This window comes from Micromonospora sp. NPDC049051, assembly GCF_043197575.1.
Lineage (GTDB): Bacteria > Actinomycetota > Actinomycetes > Mycobacteriales > Micromonosporaceae > Micromonospora.
Genome location: NZ_JBICTL010000005.1, coordinates 504609 through 520424, shown reverse-complemented (window position 1 = coordinate 520424; position 15816 = coordinate 504609). Strand labels below are relative to the sequence as shown.

Annotated in this window: 18 protein-coding genes; 9 read left to right on the top strand and 9 right to left on the bottom strand. The window is 72.5% G+C overall.

Going from position 1 to position 15816, the window contains the following annotated elements; translation table 11 throughout:
- The first annotated feature begins 272 nt into the window (after nucleotides 1-272).
- Nucleotides 273-1706: a pyridoxal-dependent decarboxylase gene (locus tag ACGFIR_RS23570; protein ID WP_393147147.1), complete on the top strand. Its 1434-nt coding sequence runs from the start codon at nucleotides 273-275 to the stop codon at nucleotides 1704-1706.
- A gap of 22 nt (nucleotides 1707-1728) precedes the next feature.
- Here ACGFIR_RS23570 and ACGFIR_RS23565 read toward each other — a convergent pair whose 3' ends face one another.
- From ACGFIR_RS23565 to ACGFIR_RS23545, 5 genes are all read right to left on the bottom strand, one after another.
- Nucleotides 1729-2811 (bottom strand): sulfite exporter TauE/SafE family protein, encoded by a 1083-nt coding sequence (locus ACGFIR_RS23565; RefSeq protein ID WP_393147293.1) that lies wholly within the window; start codon nucleotides 2809-2811, stop codon nucleotides 1729-1731.
- A 229-nt stretch (nucleotides 2812-3040) separates the two neighbouring features.
- Nucleotides 3041-3511, bottom strand: a complete 471-nt coding sequence (locus ACGFIR_RS23560) for an RrF2 family transcriptional regulator (protein WP_393002360.1) — start codon at nucleotides 3509-3511, stop codon at nucleotides 3041-3043.
- A 164-nt stretch (nucleotides 3512-3675) separates the two neighbouring features.
- Nucleotides 3676-4560: an acyl-CoA thioesterase gene (locus ACGFIR_RS23555; protein WP_393002358.1), complete on the bottom strand. Its 885-nt coding sequence runs from the start codon at nucleotides 4558-4560 to the stop codon at nucleotides 3676-3678.
- Nucleotides 4557-6005, bottom strand: a complete 1449-nt coding sequence (gene pyk / locus ACGFIR_RS23550) for a pyruvate kinase (protein ID WP_393147145.1) — start codon at nucleotides 6003-6005, stop codon at nucleotides 4557-4559. Before pyk ends, ACGFIR_RS23555 begins: the two co-directional genes overlap by 4 nt.
- Nucleotides 6006-6550: 545 nt before the next feature.
- Complete coding sequence (locus tag ACGFIR_RS23545) at nucleotides 6551-6916, bottom strand: YciI family protein (protein ID WP_393002354.1); 366 nt, start codon at nucleotides 6914-6916, stop codon at nucleotides 6551-6553.
- A gap of 375 nt (nucleotides 6917-7291) precedes the next feature.
- On the opposite strand from ACGFIR_RS23545, the gene ACGFIR_RS23540 reads away from it, so the two are divergent.
- The gene (locus ACGFIR_RS23540) at nucleotides 7292-7936 is read left to right on the top strand and encodes a hypothetical protein (RefSeq protein WP_393147143.1); all 645 of its coding nucleotides are present in this window, start codon (nucleotides 7292-7294) and stop codon (nucleotides 7934-7936) included.
- 152 nt (nucleotides 7937-8088) lie between these two features.
- Entirely contained in the window at nucleotides 8089-8961 is an 873-nt protein-coding gene (locus tag ACGFIR_RS23535; RefSeq protein WP_393147141.1) for an aldo/keto reductase, read from the top strand.
- Nucleotides 8962-9004: 43 nt separating this feature from the next.
- Here ACGFIR_RS23535 and ACGFIR_RS23530 read toward each other — a convergent pair whose 3' ends face one another.
- Nucleotides 9005-9793, bottom strand: a complete 789-nt coding sequence (locus tag ACGFIR_RS23530; protein ID WP_393147139.1) for a lipase family alpha/beta hydrolase — start codon at nucleotides 9791-9793, stop codon at nucleotides 9005-9007.
- 223 nt (nucleotides 9794-10016) lie between these two features.
- Between ACGFIR_RS23530 and ACGFIR_RS23525 the strand changes: the two genes are divergently transcribed.
- On the top strand, nucleotides 10017-11369 hold the full coding sequence (locus ACGFIR_RS23525) for a pentapeptide repeat-containing protein (RefSeq protein WP_393147137.1): 1353 nt from the start codon (nucleotides 10017-10019) through the stop codon (nucleotides 11367-11369).
- 19 nt (nucleotides 11370-11388) lie between these two features.
- Here ACGFIR_RS23525 and ACGFIR_RS23520 read toward each other — a convergent pair whose 3' ends face one another.
- On the bottom strand, nucleotides 11389-11838 hold the full coding sequence (locus tag ACGFIR_RS23520; protein ID WP_393147134.1) for an SgcJ/EcaC family oxidoreductase: 450 nt from the start codon (nucleotides 11836-11838) through the stop codon (nucleotides 11389-11391).
- Between the two features lie 70 nt (nucleotides 11839-11908).
- Between ACGFIR_RS23520 and ACGFIR_RS23515 the strand changes: the two genes are divergently transcribed.
- The 3 genes from ACGFIR_RS23515 (at nucleotide 11909) to ACGFIR_RS23505 (ending at nucleotide 13681) form a co-directional block, all read left to right on the top strand.
- Nucleotides 11909-12367 (top strand): MarR family winged helix-turn-helix transcriptional regulator, encoded by a 459-nt coding sequence (locus tag ACGFIR_RS23515; RefSeq protein ID WP_393147132.1) that lies wholly within the window; start codon nucleotides 11909-11911, stop codon nucleotides 12365-12367.
- A 47-nt stretch (nucleotides 12368-12414) separates the two neighbouring features.
- The gene (locus ACGFIR_RS23510; RefSeq protein ID WP_393002335.1) at nucleotides 12415-12843 is read left to right on the top strand and encodes a nitroreductase family deazaflavin-dependent oxidoreductase; all 429 of its coding nucleotides are present in this window, start codon (nucleotides 12415-12417) and stop codon (nucleotides 12841-12843) included.
- 118 nt (nucleotides 12844-12961) lie between these two features.
- Nucleotides 12962-13681 carry a class I SAM-dependent methyltransferase gene (locus ACGFIR_RS23505; protein ID WP_393147130.1) on the top strand — a complete coding sequence of 240 codons (720 nt, stop codon included), beginning with the start codon at nucleotides 12962-12964 and terminating at the stop codon, nucleotides 13679-13681.
- Between the two features lie 126 nt (nucleotides 13682-13807).
- Here ACGFIR_RS23505 and ACGFIR_RS23500 read toward each other — a convergent pair whose 3' ends face one another.
- Complete coding sequence (locus ACGFIR_RS23500; RefSeq protein ID WP_393147128.1) at nucleotides 13808-14002, bottom strand: DUF397 domain-containing protein; 195 nt, start codon at nucleotides 14000-14002, stop codon at nucleotides 13808-13810.
- Nucleotides 13990-14736 carry a Scr1 family TA system antitoxin-like transcriptional regulator gene (locus ACGFIR_RS23495; protein WP_393147126.1) on the bottom strand — a complete coding sequence of 249 codons (747 nt, stop codon included), beginning with the start codon at nucleotides 14734-14736 and terminating at the stop codon, nucleotides 13990-13992. The genes ACGFIR_RS23500 and ACGFIR_RS23495 overlap by 13 nt, the downstream gene beginning before the upstream one ends.
- Nucleotides 14737-14998: 262 nt before the next feature.
- Here ACGFIR_RS23495 and ACGFIR_RS23490 point away from each other — a divergent pair, with 262 nt between their 5' ends.
- Together ACGFIR_RS23490 and ACGFIR_RS23485 are read left to right on the top strand one after the other, a co-directional pair.
- A complete protein-coding gene (locus tag ACGFIR_RS23490) occupies nucleotides 14999-15247 on the top strand; it encodes a hypothetical protein (RefSeq protein WP_393147124.1) in 249 nt (82 codons plus the stop codon).
- Nucleotides 15244-15498, top strand: coding sequence for a flavin reductase (locus ACGFIR_RS23485; protein WP_393002325.1), 255 nt, complete (start codon nucleotides 15244-15246; stop codon nucleotides 15496-15498). The genes ACGFIR_RS23490 and ACGFIR_RS23485 overlap by 4 nt, the downstream gene beginning before the upstream one ends.
- The last annotated feature ends 318 nt before the right edge of the window (nucleotides 15499-15816 follow it).

Genomic DNA, 15816 nt, shown 5'->3' with positions numbered 1-15816 from the left:
GTGGTCCGAGGCCGTCGATCCGGCATCGGTGTCGACGCCGCCGGTCCGGTGCCGGCACCCCGACGCCGGTACTGCCGCGTCGGCAGTGGCGTCGGTCTTCCGGCGGGACGGCGGCGAGGGTGGCTCCGCGCACCTGTGATGCTAGGGCAAGCGCTTTCTGGGGACAATCCGTCCTCCCCGCGGCCCTGCACCCCTGCCTCGGGTGTCCCCCGTGCCGGGGCTGGCCAGGCACTTCCCTTGCCCCGGGCCCGGATTCTTGATCCACTCAGGGCGTGGCTGAGCACATGACCCCGGACGAGTTCCGCCGCGCCGGGTACGCCGTGGTGGACTGGATCGCCGACTACTGGACGACGCTGGAGCGACGGCCGGTGACCTCGCAGGACCCGCCCGGGACGGTGGCCGCCCGGCTGCCGGCCGGCCCGCCGGAGCACGGCGAACCGGTGGAAGCCGTCCTCGCCGACCTGGACACCCTGATCACCCCCGGGCTGACCCACTGGCAGCACCCGGGCTTCTTCGGCTACTTCCCGGCCAACACCTCGGGGCCCAGCGTGCTCGGCGACCTCGTCAGCTCCGGGCTGGGCGTACAGGGGATGCTCTGGGCCACCGGCCCGGCGTGCACCGAGCTGGAGACGGTGCTGCTGGACTGGCTCGCCGACCTGCTGGACCTGCCGAAGCGGTTCCGCTCCGGCTCCGGGGGCGGCGGGGTGATCCAGGACTCGGCGTCGTCGGCCACGCTGGTGGCGACCCTGGTCGCGCTGCACCGGGCCGGCGGCGGCCGGTGGCGCGAGGTCGGCGTCGACCGCCGGTACCGCGCCTACGCCTCGACCCAGGGCCATTCGTCCATCGAGAAGGCCGCCCGGATCGCCGGGCTGGGCGCCGACGGCGTACGGCCGGTCGAGGTCGATCCGCAGACGCAGGCGATGTCCCCGGCGGCGCTGCGCGCGGCGATCGAGGCGGACGTGGCCGCCGGAGTCGTACCGGCGATCGTGGTGGCCACCGTCGGCACCACCTCCACGACCGCCATCGACCCGCTGCCGGAGATCGGCGCGATCTGCGCCGAGTACGGGATCTTCCTGCACGTCGACGCCGCGTACGCGGGGGCGGCGGCGGTCTGCCCCGAGCTGCGGTTCGGCCACGCCGGCCTCGAGTACGCCGACTCGTACTGCTTCGACCCGCACAAGTGGCTGCTGACCGGCTTCGACTGCGACGCGTTCTGGGTGGCCGACTCGGCGGAGCTGATCGAGGCGCTGAGCGTACTGCCGGAGTATCTGCGCAACGCCGCCACCGAATCCGGCGCGGTGATCGACTACCGGGACTGGCAGGTGCCGCTGGGCCGCCGGTTCCGGGCGTTGAAGCTCTGGTTCGTGCTGCGCTGGTACGGCGTCGAGGGGCTGCGGGCGCACATCCGCTCCGGCGTGGCGCTCGCCGCCCGGTTCGCCGACCGGGTACGCGCCGACGACCGGTTCGCGCTGGTGGGGGCGCACCCGTACTCGCTGGTGTGCTTCCGGTTGGAGGCGGACGACGACGTCAACGCGGAACTGCTGGCCCGGGTGAACGCCACGGGCCGGGTGCATCTGACGCACACCCGGGTCAACGGCCGGTACACGCTGCGGCTGGCGGTCGGCTCCCCGCAGACCACCGAGGTCCACGTCGACGAGGCGTGGACCCTGCTCACCGACGCCGCGACCGCCCTGCTCCCCCGCTGACGGCCCCGCCGGGGGCGGAACGTCAGCGGCTGCCAGCGCCTCCTGAGGTAACGGCCGCCGGGGTCGGGAGACGGTCGTCGGCCGGGGCACCCGGCGCGGAAACGGCCACCGAGCCCGGCACCCCGTTTACCTCCGTGGAAACGACCGCCGCGACCGGCGACCCGTCGACCTCCACCACACCCGGTGCGGAGACGGCCGTCGAGGTCCGGGGGCCGGCTGCGAGGGCGGTCGCGGCGATCTCACGCTGACGGCGGGTGCGGAGCAGTGCCCGGACGGCCAGCGCGAGCGCGGCGGCCCAGGCGACGGCCAGCAGGGCGTAGACAGCCGGCCGGGCCGGGCCGCCCAGGTCGGCCGAGCGCATCAGCGTACGGGCGTTGGTCAGCACGATCACGCCGCCGATCGTCGCGCCGAGCAGCTGGGCGGGAACGATACGCACGAGCCAGGCGGCGATCGGTGCGGCGATCAGGCCGCCGACGAGCAGCGCGGCCACCATGGGCAGCAGGAAGCCCTCGGAGCCGAGGCCGATCAGGAAGCCGAGGCTGGCCGCGCCGGCGACCACGAATTCGGAGGTGTCCACCGATCCGATCACCTTGCGCGGCTCCATCCGCCCGCTGACCAGCAGGGCCGGCGTGGCGACCGGGCCCCACCCGCCGCCGCCGGTGGCGTCGACGAAGCCGGCGACCAGGCCGAGCGGGCCGAGGAAGCGGCTGCGCAGCCGGCCGCCGCGCCGGTCGGTACGCAGCGGCCGGGAGAAGCGCACCAGCAGGTACGCGCCGAGGGTGAACAGGATGCCGGCCATCCACGGGGCGGCCGACTCGGTGGAGATCGCGCTGAGGAAGGTCGCACCGGCGAACGCACCCACGGCTCCGGGGAGCGCGATCCGGGAGACGACCCGCCAGTCGACATTGCCGAACCGCCAGTGCGACACCCCGGCGGCGAGCGTGGTGCCGATCTCGGCCAGGTGCACGGACGCCGAGGCGGCGGCCGGCGCGACCCCGACGAGCAGCAGCAACGTCGAGGAGGTCAGCCCGTACGCCATGCCGAGCGCGCCGTCGACGAGTTGCGCGGCGAGCCCGACCAGCGCGAGGACCAGCAGCTTGCGCACGAGCGCCCCCTGACTTTTCGGCATCTCCTATCGACTTGGTCGACAATGCGGCACGAGGCAGGCCCCGGTCAAGCAGCCAACCGGTCAGTGAGACGACAGGACTCCTCCGACCGCCGCCACCCGGCAGCGCAGCCAGGCCCCGCCGGAGCCGACCGGGCGGTGACCGACGTCGGGCTTGACCAAGGGCGGTACCGGGGCGCGGCTCAGATCAGTCGCGAACCGGTACAGGTCAGGTCCAGGCGCGCGGGTCGGCGGCCAGCTCGACGACCCGACCCGGGAGCGTGCCGGCGGCGACGTCGGCGACGGTGACCAGTTCCAGGATCTCGCGCTCGCTGGCCCGCAGCGCGATCCAGACCTCCTGGAGGGCCCGGGCGGCCCCGTGGTAGCCGAGTTCCTCGGGCCGCTGCCCGCGTACGTGGGCGAGTGGACCGTCGATCACCCGGATCACCTCGGCCAGCGAGATCTCCCCGGCCGGCCGGGCCAGCCAGTAGCCGCCCTCCGGGCCGCGCTGGGCCTGCACGATGCCGCCCCGGCGCAGTTGCAGCAGGATGCTCTCCAGGAACTTCGGCGGGATCTCCTGGGCACGAGCGATCTGGTCGGCGGTCACGGGCCGGCTTCGCCCGGGCCCGGAGTCGCCGGTCACCGAGGCGAGCTCGGCGACCGCGCGGAGGGCGTAGTCGACCCGGGCGGAGAGACGCATACGGCAAGGTTAGACGCCGGGCCACCCCACCCGGACGATCACCCCTCGACCGATCGGCCAGCGGCGATGCGTCGGCGACCTGGGATGGCACACCGCCGGAGCGGGCGGCGTTGAGCGCCTGACGGACCGCGAGGCCGGCGGTGACGCCGTGACGGCCCCGGCGGTCAGTCGCCGACGCGGCGCAGCAGCCCCTCCTGCACGACGCTGGCGATGTGCCGGCCGTCGGTGGTGAACATCCGACCGGTGGCGAGCCCGCGCGCGCCGGAGGCCGACGGGCTCCAGCAGTCGTAGAGGAACCAGTCGTCGGCGCGGAACGGCCGGTGGAACCACAGCGCGTGGTCGAGGCTGGCCCCGACCACCCCGCCCGGGCCCCAGACCTCACCGTGCATCGAGAGCACCGAGTCGAGCAGCGTCAGGTCGGAGGCGTACGCCAGCGCGCAGGCGTGCAGCAGCGGATCGTCGGGCAGCTTGCCGTCGAAGCGCATCCAGACCCGCTGGTGCGGCTCGGCGGGGCGGTCGCCGGGGCGCACCCAGCCGGGCTCGCCGACGTAGCGGACGTCGATCGGGCGCGGGATCTGCGCCCAGATGCCGAGCCGCTCGGGGTAGCGGGCGAGCCGCTCGGCCATCGTCGGGACCTCGTCCGGCCCCGGCACGTCGGGCGGGTTGGGGGCCTGGTGGTCCAGGCCCTCCTCCGTCCGCTGGAACGACGCCGACATGAAGAAGATCGGCTTGTCGTGCTGGAGCGCCACCGAGCGGCGTACCGAGAACGAGCGGCCGTCGCGGACGTTCTCCACCTCGTACACGATCGGCTCGGCGGGGTCGCCCGGGCGGACGAAGTAGCCGTGCAGGGAGTGCACGAAGCGGGCCGGGTCGACGGTGCGTCCGGCGGCCACCAGCGCCTGGCCCGCGACCTGGCCGCCGTACACCCGCTGGGGACCGACCGGGGGGCTCATCCCCCGGAAGGTCATCCCGCCGGTGTGCTCCAGGTCGAGCACCTCCAGGAGCTGGTCGACCGCCGCCTGGCCGACCGCGACGCCCGCGCCGCTCACTGCAAGGCCCGCGCCGACGCGGCGTCGACCAACGACCCGAGCTGGTGTACGCGCAGCGTGTTGGTCGAGCCCGGGGTGCCGGGCGGGCTGCCGGCGACGATCACCACGTAGTCGCCGGGATTGGCCCGGTCGAGCCCGAGCAGCGCCTGGTCGACCTGGCGGAACATGTCGTCGGTGTGCTCGACGAACGGCATCAGGAACGTCTCCACGCCCCAGGAGAGGGCGAGCTGGTTGCGCACCTCGGGCACGGGAGTGAAGGCGAGCAGCGGCAGGTCGCAGTGCAGCCGAGACAGCCGCCGCACGGTGTCGCCGGTCTGCGAGAAGGCGACGAGTGCCTTCGCGCCGATGGCCCGGGAGATCGAGGACGCGGCGACGGTGAGCGCGCCACCGTGCGTACGCGGGTCGTGTTGCAGGCGCGGCACGCCGATCGAGCCGGACTCGGTGGTGGTGACGATCTTCGCCATGGTGCTGACCGTGAGCACCGGATACTTGCCGACGCTGGTCTCGCCCGAGAGCATCACCGCGTCCGCGCCGTCGAGCACGGCGTTGGCCACGTCGGAGGCCTCGGCGCGGGTCGGCCGGGAGTTTTCGATCATCGAGTCGAGCATCTGGGTGGCCACGATGACCGGCTTGGCGTTCTCCCGGCAGAGCTGCACGGCGCGCTTCTGCACCAGCGGCACCTGGTCCAGCGGCAGTTCCACGCCGAGGTCGCCGCGGGCGACCATGATGCCGTCGAAGGCCAGCACGATCTGCTCCAGGCAGTCGACGGCCTCGGGCTTCTCCACCTTGGCCAGCACCGGCCGGTGCACGCCCTCCTCGGCCATGATGCCGTGCACCAGCTTGATGTCGTCCGCGGAGCGGACGAAGGAGAGCGCGATCAGGTCCACGCCGAGGCCGAGCGCGAAACGCAGGTCCTCGGCGTCCTTCTCGGACATCGCCGGCACGCTGACCGCCACGTTCGGCAGCGAGACGCCCTTGTTGTTGGAGACCGGGCCGCCCTCGGTGACGAGGCAGCGGATGTCGTTGCCGGTGACGTCGGTGACCTCGACGGCGACCCGCCCGTCGTCGATCAGCAGCCGGTCGCCGGGCTTGACCTCCTGCGGAAGCTTGCGGTAGGTGCAGGACACCCGCTCCTTGGTGCCGAGGACGTCGTCGCCGGTGATGACGACGGAGTCGCCCGTGCGCCACTCGTGCGGGCCGTCGGCGAACCGGCCGAGCCGGATCTTCGGGCCCTGCAGGTCGGCGAGCACGGCCACCGGCCGGCCGGCGGCCTCCGCCGCCTCGCGGACCAGCCGGTACACCGCCTCGTGATCCTCGTGGCTGCCGTGGCTGAAGTTGAGCCTCGCCACGTTCATGCCGGCCTCGACGAGGCCCCGGATGCGCTCCGGAGACGAGGTCGCAGGGCCAAGAGTGCAGACGATCTTCGCGCGGCGTGTCACGCCCATCAGGCTAGTCTCTCCTCCGGGTCTGGCTGTGGGCCGACCCCTTGCGGACTGCGGAAATTGTCCAACGACGCGCGGCATGGGCGCAGCCGGCGGGCGGAACCCACGCCGGAACGTCGAGGCGGCGGGCATCGGCGACCGCGCGCCGGAATCGTACGCCCCCGGCGCCACCGGACATCCGGGCGCTCCCCGCCCTTCCGCCCGACCCCGGCACCGCCCCCCGCCGGACACCCGCACCGCCCCCGCGAGGCACCCGCACCGCCTGCGCCGCGCGCATTGCGGGGGCTCGTGGCGCGACCCACGAGAGCCCCACTTCCTGCGCCGGCGACGCGAGCGGGATGATCAGGACGCCATGGACCTTACCCGGCGGTTTCAGGGTCCATGGCGTCCTGATCACTGTCGAGTCGGGTGTTCCCGAGTGGGCACGGTGCCTCGTGGCCAGCGGCGGCGCACCGCCGCGCAGGCGGCCTGCGGCGGAGCTGTCCGGTTCGGGGGCGCGACCGCGCGCGCCGGGGGCGGCCGGCCTGTCGTACCGGTCGGTGGGCGGTTCAGCTCTGCGTCTTGATCAGCGGAAAGTCCAGCGAGCCCTCGGGGCAGAGGAAGGTCATCACGTCCACCCGGTAGAGCCCCGCCTGCACGGCCGGGTCGGCCTCCATCACGCTGCGTACGTCGTCGACCGAGCCGGTGCGGGCGAGACCGAAACCGATCGGCGGGTCCGGCTCGCGGGCCGGGCCGTCCACCGAGCCGGCGACCAGGATGATGCCGCGCCGTTGCAGGGCCTGCATGTGCGCGAGGTGCTCGGCCTGCAACCGTTGCACCGTCTCCGCCGGCAGCGCCCGCCCGGCCGCGCCGGGATACAGCACGATGCACTCGTACGTGTCGAGCGCGAAGTCGACCTGCGGCACTCCCGTCATGGCGTTCCCTCCCGCGCCGCACACGGCGACATGCGCTCGTTCGACCAACGGGTGGGCTCCCGTGGTCGACGTCCAGCCGGCACGGCCAGCGTCGCACGGGCAGCCGGCCGGCACGGCTGCTCCGGGCAACTTCGTCCGCCCCCCCGGCCCGGCTGCGGCCCGGTCGCGCCGTTTGCGCAGGTTCACCCCGGGAACCGCCGCCGCACGACAGCGGCGCGAGTTCCACCAACTGCGACGTCGCGAGAACAACGAGACGGACTCCACCTACCCACCGCTGAGATGCACGTCAGCGGGAGCGATCTCATGCCGCCCGCCCCCGTCGCGCACTCGCCACTCAGGTGGGTCGCTGTCCCACCCCCGTCCTACGCTGCCGCCGTGGGTACGAGCTATCAGACGATCCTGGCCTCGGGCGGGCTGACGGAAATCCGCAGGGTGCTGACCGACGTCGGCACCGAGGCGTACGTGACGCAGGTCGGCGAGCGCCGGTGGGCCGTCGTCCCGCGCGAGGAGGAGGACAGCGGCTACGCCGAGGTCGACGATCTGGCGCAGCTGATCACCCTGCTCACGCGCGAGCCGGCGGTCACCTTCAACGTCTTCGACTCCGACGTCATGGCGGCCACCCTGCACGTCGACGGCCACGAGGCGCACCGCTACCTCTCCGACCGGGGCTGGGTGACGGAGTTCTGGGACGACGACGACAACGAGGTCCTCGCCGGCTTCGACGGCACGCTCTACCCGCTGGACGCCCCGCCGCCGCCCGGCCCGAGCGGGGACGACCCGGCCGTGTTCGCGCCGCTGGGGGTCGGCAGGGTCGATGTCGCCGCGCTCGGCGCGGCCCTGCGCGGGGAGGTGCCGCTCGACGACGCGCCCCGGCTGTTCGCCGAGTGCCAGCACCGGGCGATCCTCGACGCGCTGGGGCTGGACCCGTGCCCGCTGACCCGGCCCTTCCGGCACACCCACCTCGACCACGTGCCGGCCCCGGTGCACGTGCGGCCCGGGGGTGACCACCGGCAGGGGTGACGCGGCCCGGGAGTCTCGACCGGGGCGACCGCCGGCAGGGGTGACCCTGGTCTCGATCGGGCGGGATGATGGTGCGGGCGACGATCGGCGGGAAAGCCCAGTGGTGGCTGGACCAGCCGCGAACACCGACGGACAGGATGGGGAATCCACGCATGACGAGCGACGCCGGCAGGCAGCCCGCGAAGGCCTCGGGGACGTACCGGATCGGGGGTGACCTCCAGGTCGACCGGCTCGGCTACGGGGCGATGCAGCTCACCGGCCCCGGTGTTTGGGGCGACCCGAAGGACCCGGCCGAGGCCGTACGGGTGCTGCGCCGGGCCTACGAGCTGGGCGTGACGTTCATCGACACGGCCGACTCCTACGGGCCCTTCGTCAGCGAGCTGCTGATCCGGGAGGCGCTGCACCCGTACGCCGACGACCTGGTCATCGCGACCAAGGCCGGCCTGACCCGCTCCGGCCCGGACGACTGGCGGCCGGTGGGGCGCCCGGAGTATCTGCGCCAGCAGTGCGAGCTGAGCCTGCGGCACCTCGGCCTGGACTGCATCCCGCTCTACCAGCTGCACCGGATCGACCGGCGGGTGCCGCTCGCCGACCAGCTCGGGGAGCTGGCGCGGCTCAGGCAGGAGGGCAAGATCCGGCACGTCGGCCTGTCCGAGGTGACCGTCGAGCAGATCGAGGAGGCCCGGAGCATCGTCCCGATCGTCTCGGTGCAGAACCTCTACAACCTGGCGGACCGCGGTGCGGAGGCCGTCCTGGAGCACTGCGAGCGCAACGACCTCGCGTTCATCCCCTGGTTCCCGATCGCCACCGGCAACCTGGCCCGGCCGGGTGGCCCGCTGGACGCGATCAGCACCGAGCACGGCGCGACGCCGGCCCAGCTCGCCCTCGCCTGGCTGCTGCGCCGGTCGCCGGTGATGCTGCCGATCCCGGGCACGTCGTCGGTGGCGCACCTGGAGGAGAACGTGGCCGCCGCCGAGGTGCGGCTCACCGACGACGAGTACGCGGCCCTGGCCAGGGCCGCCTGACGCGGTGCGGGGACGGGCGGCGTCGGGCCGCCCGTCCCGTGCGCTACACGGCGAGGCAGTCGGGGTTGATCGCCTCCCCGCGCAGCGCCTGCCGCACGACCGTGTACGTGGTGCCGTCCAGCACGAGACCGAGGTGACCGACCACGCGCAGCGGGCACGCGGACTGGATCAGCACGTTGGCGGCGCCGTCGGCCAGCGTGGCGTTGTCGACGGGGCGGACCAGTTCGTCCTGCCACGACCGGACGGTGGTCCAGCGCACCGCCCCGGGGGTGTCGTCGCCGGCGTTGAGCTCGGTGAGGAAGTCCGAGCCGATGGACATCTGCTGGCAGGCGACGACTCCGATGCAGTTGTTGAGCCCGACGACGTTCAGGATGTTGGCCAGGTAGGTGCCCTGCTGGGGGCTGCCGAGGCTGACGTAGCGCCCGACGGTGTCCGTGCCGCCGAGGAACTTGATGTACCAGCGGGAGACCAGCCCACCCTCGGAGTGGCCGACGACGTCCACCCGGGACGCCCCGGTGGCCGCCCGGATCCGGTCCACGAAGCCGGAGAAGTCGCGGGCGGAGTCGCGGATGTCGCCGAAGCCGAGCCCCGGCAGTTGGTAGATGAAGACCTGGTGACCGTCGGCGCGTAGCCGCGCGGCGATCGGCTCGTACGCGATGGAGATGCCGGTCAGGCCTCCGACGACGATGACGGGATTGCCGGCGTTGGCGGTGTTCGTGGTGGCGGCGGCCGTGGCGGCGCGGTCGGGGGCGGCCGTGGCGGCGCTGGCCGGCACGAGCAGCGCGGCGAGGGCGGCGGCAGCAGCGGTGACGACGATCTTTCGGAGCAGCATGGCTGCACCTCCGGCGGGAGGTACCCCGGGGGGCCCGGGGACGGCGGGTGGGGGCCGATCGATCGTGCGACGATGATGCCGAGAGATATTTATATTCGTCAATAGCAAGTTACGAGACGGTAACCACTTGTCGCGCCGAGGGCACAAACCGGCAATCCGGCGGCCACCGTCCACCAGGGACGGTGCCCCACGTCGGCCCCGGCGCGGTGGCATGCTGTGACCCGTGCGCCCGACACCGCCCCGCGAAGAGCCGCTGCGGGTGATGCCGTGGTGGCTGGTGCTCGTCGGCCTACTGGTCGCCGCGCTGCTCGGCTGGCTGGTCCTCGACTGGCTGCTCGGCGAGGCCGACCGCGCCGCCCAGCCCGACACCCGCGCGACACTGCGCATCGACGCCATCCGCACCGGCCTGACCGTGGTCGCCGGCACCGGCGGCGGGCTCGCGCTGCTGCTCGCCGCCCGGCGACAGTGGATCGGCGAGCGCGCCCAACGGCACCAGGAGGCCGTCGCCGCGCAGGACCAGGCGCACCGGGAACGGGTGCAGGCGCACGCGGAGGCGGTCGCCGAGGCCGGTCAGCGCCACCAGGAGCGGCAGGCCGAGGCGGCCGAGCACGACGCCGCCGAGCGCCGGCTGACCGAGCTGTACACCGGCGCGGTCGAACTGCTCGGCAACGACAACGCCGCCGTACGCCTCGGTGGTCTGCACGCCCTGGAGCGGCTCGGGCAGGACAATCCGGCGCAGCGCGAGACGATCGTGGCGGTGCTCTGCGCGTACCTGCGGATGCCGCCGCCCGAGGACGACGCGCGCGAGGCGGAGGTGCGCCGTACGGCGCAGCGGGTCCTGACGCGGCACCTGCGCGCGGACGACGACGCCTTCTGGCCCGGGGTCAGGCTCGACCTGACCGGCGCCCGGCTCGACGGGTTCGACGCGGCCGGCTGCACGCTGGACGACGCGGACCTCACCGGCGCGGTCTGTACCGGCACCACCAGCCTGACCGGCGCGACCGTGCACGGGCGGCTGCGGCTGGGCGCGAGCTTCGCCGACCTCGTCTGCGACGAGCTGCGCGGCGACGCCGAGATCGTCCTCGACCACGCCGACGTCACCGGCCGGGTCAGCTTCGAGGGGGCCGAGCTGGCGGGCGGCATGTCGTGCCGGCGGGCCACCCTCGCCCGGGCCTCGTTCCGGGGTGCCACGTTCCACCGGACGGCGAGCTTCGACGCGACCCGCTTCTCCGACAGCGCGACCTTCCGCGACGCGGTCTTCCTGAGCGGGGTCTCGATGGACCATGCCACGTTCACGGGCTACGCCGGGTTCCGGCAGGCCCGCTTCGCGGACATGGCCCTGTTCCGGTGGACCGAGTTCGGCGACCAGACCTGGTTCGAGTGGACCCACTTCGAGGGCGTGGCGAACTTCGGCCGGGCCCGTTTCCTCGGCCCGGTCACCTTCGACGGGGCGACATTCGCCCGGCCGCCCCTGGTCGACCAGGCGCGGGCGACCGCCGCCGCCACGCACGTCTGGCCCAGGGGCACCGCCGTCGGCCGGCTCGACGACGACTGGCTGCTGCTCGCCGACGGCTGACGCGCGGTCGTCGCACGGGTCAGGTGGCGGACCTGGTCATCAGGCGTCCCATGAGGGTCTTTGCCCACGGGTGGTATCGCGTGTTCTGGAACGCCGCCACGATCCAGTCGTCTCCGTCGCGACGCAGGACCGCCGTGTTCGTCGAGAGGCGCTTTCTCGACGGGGTGCTCCGGCCCCGCTGCCAGCGCATGATGATGCCGCCGCGCTGCACCACGATCGCCGTCGCGGGGTCGGGGAAGCGGATCGCGCGCTCCACGACGGCGAGCCGGGAGCCGCGCATGATGCCGCCGAACAGAGGCTGGTGACCTGCGGCGATCTCCTCCCGGCCGGTCATCACGGTGCCGTCGAACGCCACGTAGGTCGCCTCCGGCGCGTGCAGGCTGGCGTACGCGTCGGCGTCGCCGGCCTGCCAGCAGGCCTCAAGCCTGGTCAAGGTGTCCAGGACACCGGCGTGTGCGGTGGTGGTCATCGCGGCCCTCCTGATTTACTTAGCTGGATCGTAGTAATTACTACGCTGAATCTAAGTATTGGCGGGCGGAGTGTCAACCAAGAGTGAGCACGTCGGACGAAACCTGGGCCGCGACCTCAGCGGCGCGGTCGTGCTGTTCCACCAGGCCGTCGCGGCGCGCCTGGGGCTGTCGGCGGGCGACCTGAAGACGCTTGAGCTGATCACGACCGACGGGCCGTTCAGCGCGAGCGAGCTGGCCCGGCGCACCGGGCTGACCGCCGCGGGGATCACCAGCGTCGTCGCGCGGCTCGCGGCCGGCGGCTATGTCGTACGGGAGACCGACCCCGGCGACCGGCGGCGGGCGATCATCCGCGCCGCCGACGCCGAGCGTCCCGAGCTGGCCGACGCGTTCGCCGGGCTCGGCCAGGCACTCGGCGGCGTCATCGCCGAATACGACCCGGCCGAACAGGCGGCGATCGTGAGCTACCTGCGCCGCACGATCGACATCCTGCGCGAGCAGACGATCCGGCTCGGCTCCGAGTCCGACTGACCCGTCGACGCCCCACCGGACCCCGCCGGACCGGATACGCTGCTGTGATGGCGGAGACCATTGAGGACAGCCCGGTCGAGTGGGTGGCCAGCCACGTGCGCCGCTACCTGGAGACCGACGGCGCCGACGGCGGGAAGTACCACGGCTACGACGCCCTGCTGATCACCACGCGGGGGCGCCGCTCGGGCACGCTGCGGCGCACCGCGCTCCTGTACGGCCGCGACGGGGACCGGTACCTGCTGGTGGCGTCGAACGGCGGCGCGGCGCGGCACCCGAACTGGTACCTGAACCTGTGCGCCGACCCGCAGGTGGAGGTGCAGGTCGGGGCCGAGAAGTTCCGGGGCACGGCGCGTACCGCGAGCGCCGAGGAGCGGCCCCGGCTGTGGCAGGCGATGACCGAGGTCTTCCCGACCTACGCCCGCTACCAGGGGGAGACCGACCGGGAGATCCCCGTCGTCATCGTCGAGCGCGCCTGACCGCCCGGCCGGCAGCTACGGCGAAGGCCCCTTGCCCACGCGCACGAGCCGGGTGCCCGCTTGCCGCGCCCACGCGGTCGCGCAGGAACGCATCCTCGCCTCTCAGGGGAATGGGGTCATGGTGCCAACAGGTGACTACGACAGCTTCGCGAACGCCTATTCGGCGGAGAACGAGTCCAACCTCTTCAACGCGTACTACGAGCGACCTGAGATGCTCCGGCTCGCCGGCGACGTACGGGGTCGCCGGATCCTCGACGCGGGGTGCGGTTCCGGCCCGTTGTCAGCTGAGCTACGCGCCAGGGGAGCCGTGGTCACCGGCTTCGACGTGAGTGCGGCCATGGTCGGCCTGGCCCGCCAGAGGCTGGGTGAGGACGCCGACCTGCGCGTGGCGGACCTGGGCGCGCCACTGCCGTTCGCAGACGCCGAGTTCGATGACGTCGTCGCGTCCCTGGTCCTGCACTACCTGGAGGACTGGTCCGGTCCCCTCGCCGAGCTGCGTCGCGTGCTGAAGCCAGGCGGTCGCCTGATCATCTCGGTCATCCATCCCACCGTCTATGCGATCGCGTACCCCAAGGCCGACTACTTCGCGCTGACGAAGTACTCCGAGGACTACGTCATGGACGGCCGGACCGTGTGGCTGACCTACTGGCACCGGCCGCTGCACGCCATCGCAGATGCTTTCGCCGCCGCCGGGTTCCGCATCACGACGATCAGCGAGCCGCCCCCTTCACCGGACACTCCCGCCGAGCTGCTTCCACCCGACATGAACTCCGGGTCCTTCATCTGTTTCCTCTTCTTCGTCCTCGAATCCGCCCAGGATCCGTCCTGTCGATCATGAAAGCCAGCTGACGGCGGCGACGAGGACGGTGCGGGCCGTCGTTCGCCACGACGCACTACCAGCACATCGCCCAAGAGCAACCACTACACGATCGGCAGGACACGCCCCAGGCGAGCGAGCTGGCCGTCAGGCGCGGTCGGTGAGCCGGGCGACGAAGGCCCGCCAGGCGGTCGGCGTGAAGACCAGCGCGGGACCGGCCGGGTCCTTCGAATCCCGTACGCCGACGACGCCGAGCAGATTGTCGGCCACCTCCACGCAGTCACCACCGTTGGAGCTGCTACGGGTGCTCTTGCGCCAGACGGCGCCGGTCAGGTCAGCCATGATCTAGCCTCAAGAAAGTCGATGGTCTGGCGACGCGGAAGTGCTACCGAACGCAGCGTATCCCAGATGGACCAAAGGTCGCCGGTATCGTTCGTCAACCTGCCAGCCGCCTGGTCATCGAGGTATGCGACGTCGCCGTCCTCTGTGGTCGCGATGACGAACGGTCCCGCCTGTCCCGCATGCAGGCCGGCGTCCAGCGGCAGCACGTGCAGGAGGATGTTGGGCCGCTGAGCCATCTTGACCAGGTGATCCAGCTGCGGATGCATGATCTCCGACGCTCCTCGGCGAAGGGCGAACTCGTCGAGAACGGCGATGAAGAGAGGCGGCTTGCGCCGTTCGAGGACCGCCTTCTGCCGACGCAGTCGGGTCTCGACGTACTCGGTCACCTCGTCCGGCCCGAGTAGTCCACTGGCGAGAACCGCTGACGCGTATTCGGGCGTCTGCAACAGTCCCGGGATGACCGCTATCTGAAACGACCGCAGTGCTGTCGCCTGAAGCTCCGTCTCCACCCATGGCCGCAGCCACGCCGGCTCACGACGTTTCAAAACGTCCGGCCAAAGGTCCTCGACCTCGCGTCCGAGGGCGACAGCAGCCGCCACGCGGTGACGCGGATGAGGTACCCGTCCCGGCGTGACCCAGCGCGCAACCGTCTTCGGATCCACACCGACCTGCTCAGCAAGGCTCTCGACGGTCTGGCCGGAGTCGGCTATGGCCACCCTCAACGCCTGGTTCATGCCCGCCTCCAACAGGACGTCCTCAACGTCTATGGAATCTATATCTACAGGGTGTAGCCGTCCACATTCGGCGAGCGATGGTTTGCGCAGGCGGCAAGGGATCAGCAGGGAGCCACTCACTCGCCGCCCACCCTTGATTAAGGAGGCGTCTGTGCCCGTGCCGAGGCCCGCGAATGGCGTCCCGGCGTCGCGCTGGGCGACGCGTCCAGCCGCCGCGACGCCCAGCACCCGCGAGGACGGGACGCCCCGGGTCCGCCCAGGCGTGTACCTGCTGACGCGCGAGGCGTCCCCGCAGTTCACGAAGCCGATCACCGTACGGGTGATCCGCGAACGGACCGACCTGATCACCTACCACGGCTGGACGTGGATCGAGGTGTATCAGCTCGACGCGCGGGGCGAGGCGGTCGAGCAACGCGAGTTGTACGTGCGGCCCGCCGGGATGCGCCCCGCGCAGGCACCGTCGGCCGAGCCGCGCACTCCGGCCCGGCGGAACGCGAGGACCAGCCGGTGAGCGCGCCGCTCCGTGACCACGTACCGTCCCGCCCGACGTGGCGCTGCCGGGCCTGCGGGATCGCCTGGCCGTGTTCGCCGGCGAAGCTGCGTCTCCTCGCGAAGTACCGGGGCGACATGCCGGGACTCATGGTCCACCTCGTGGAGCTGCGGGAGGAAGCCGCCGCGCAGCTCGCCCAGCAGGACGCCGGCACGCAGTCGACGGATCTGCACAGGCGCTTCACGGACTGGGTGCCAGCCTGCTCCCACTGACACCACACCTACCCCACGCGACAGTGCCCGGGCGGCGCGTCCCCCGGCCGCCCGACGCGCCCCCACCCGTCGACACCCGCCGAGAAGACCCGACAGGAAGACCCATGGAAGCCTCCCGCACGACGACGGCCACGAGTGGAACACCATGGCTGTCTCCCGGCCCTGGTGACACCCCTGGTGTTCCACCGGCCACGTCTCGCCGCCGGCGTCGTCGGGGGGCGCGGATGGTGAGCATGGCGGTCGTCGCGCGTCCGGACTGGAGGGTGGTCTCATGCATGGGGCAGCTCGACAGGGCCGGCCGGGCAACCGGCAGACAGC

What these genes read in the sequence shown, in the direction of transcription:
- ACGFIR_RS23495 (WP_393147126.1), bottom strand. Translation starts at nt 14,736, where the DNA reads ATGAACCAGGCGTTGAGGGTGGCCATAGCCGACTCCGGCCAGACCGTC.
- ACGFIR_RS23545 (WP_393002354.1), bottom strand. Translation starts at nt 6,916, where the DNA reads ATGACGGGAGTGCCGCAGGTCGACTTCGCGCTCGACACGTACGAGTGC.
- ACGFIR_RS23500 (WP_393147128.1), bottom strand. Translation starts at nt 14,002, where the DNA reads ATGGCTGACCTGACCGGCGCCGTCTGGCGCAAGAGCACCCGTAGCAGC.
- pyk (WP_393147145.1), bottom strand. Translation starts at nt 6,005, where the DNA reads ATGGGCGTGACACGCCGCGCGAAGATCGTCTGCACTCTTGGCCCTGCG.
- ACGFIR_RS23535 (WP_393147141.1), top strand. Translation starts at nt 8,089, where the DNA reads ATGACGAGCGACGCCGGCAGGCAGCCCGCGAAGGCCTCGGGGACGTAC.
- ACGFIR_RS23510 (WP_393002335.1), top strand. Translation starts at nt 12,415, where the DNA reads ATGGCGGAGACCATTGAGGACAGCCCGGTCGAGTGGGTGGCCAGCCAC.
- ACGFIR_RS23560 (WP_393002360.1), bottom strand. Translation starts at nt 3,511, where the DNA reads ATGCGTCTCTCCGCCCGGGTCGACTACGCCCTCCGCGCGGTCGCCGAG.
- ACGFIR_RS23505 (WP_393147130.1), top strand. Translation starts at nt 12,962, where the DNA reads ATGGTGCCAACAGGTGACTACGACAGCTTCGCGAACGCCTATTCGGCG.
- ACGFIR_RS23530 (WP_393147139.1), bottom strand. Translation starts at nt 9,793, where the DNA reads ATGCTGCTCCGAAAGATCGTCGTCACCGCTGCTGCCGCCGCCCTCGCC.
- ACGFIR_RS23520 (WP_393147134.1), bottom strand. Translation starts at nt 11,838, where the DNA reads ATGACCACCACCGCACACGCCGGTGTCCTGGACACCTTGACCAGGCTT.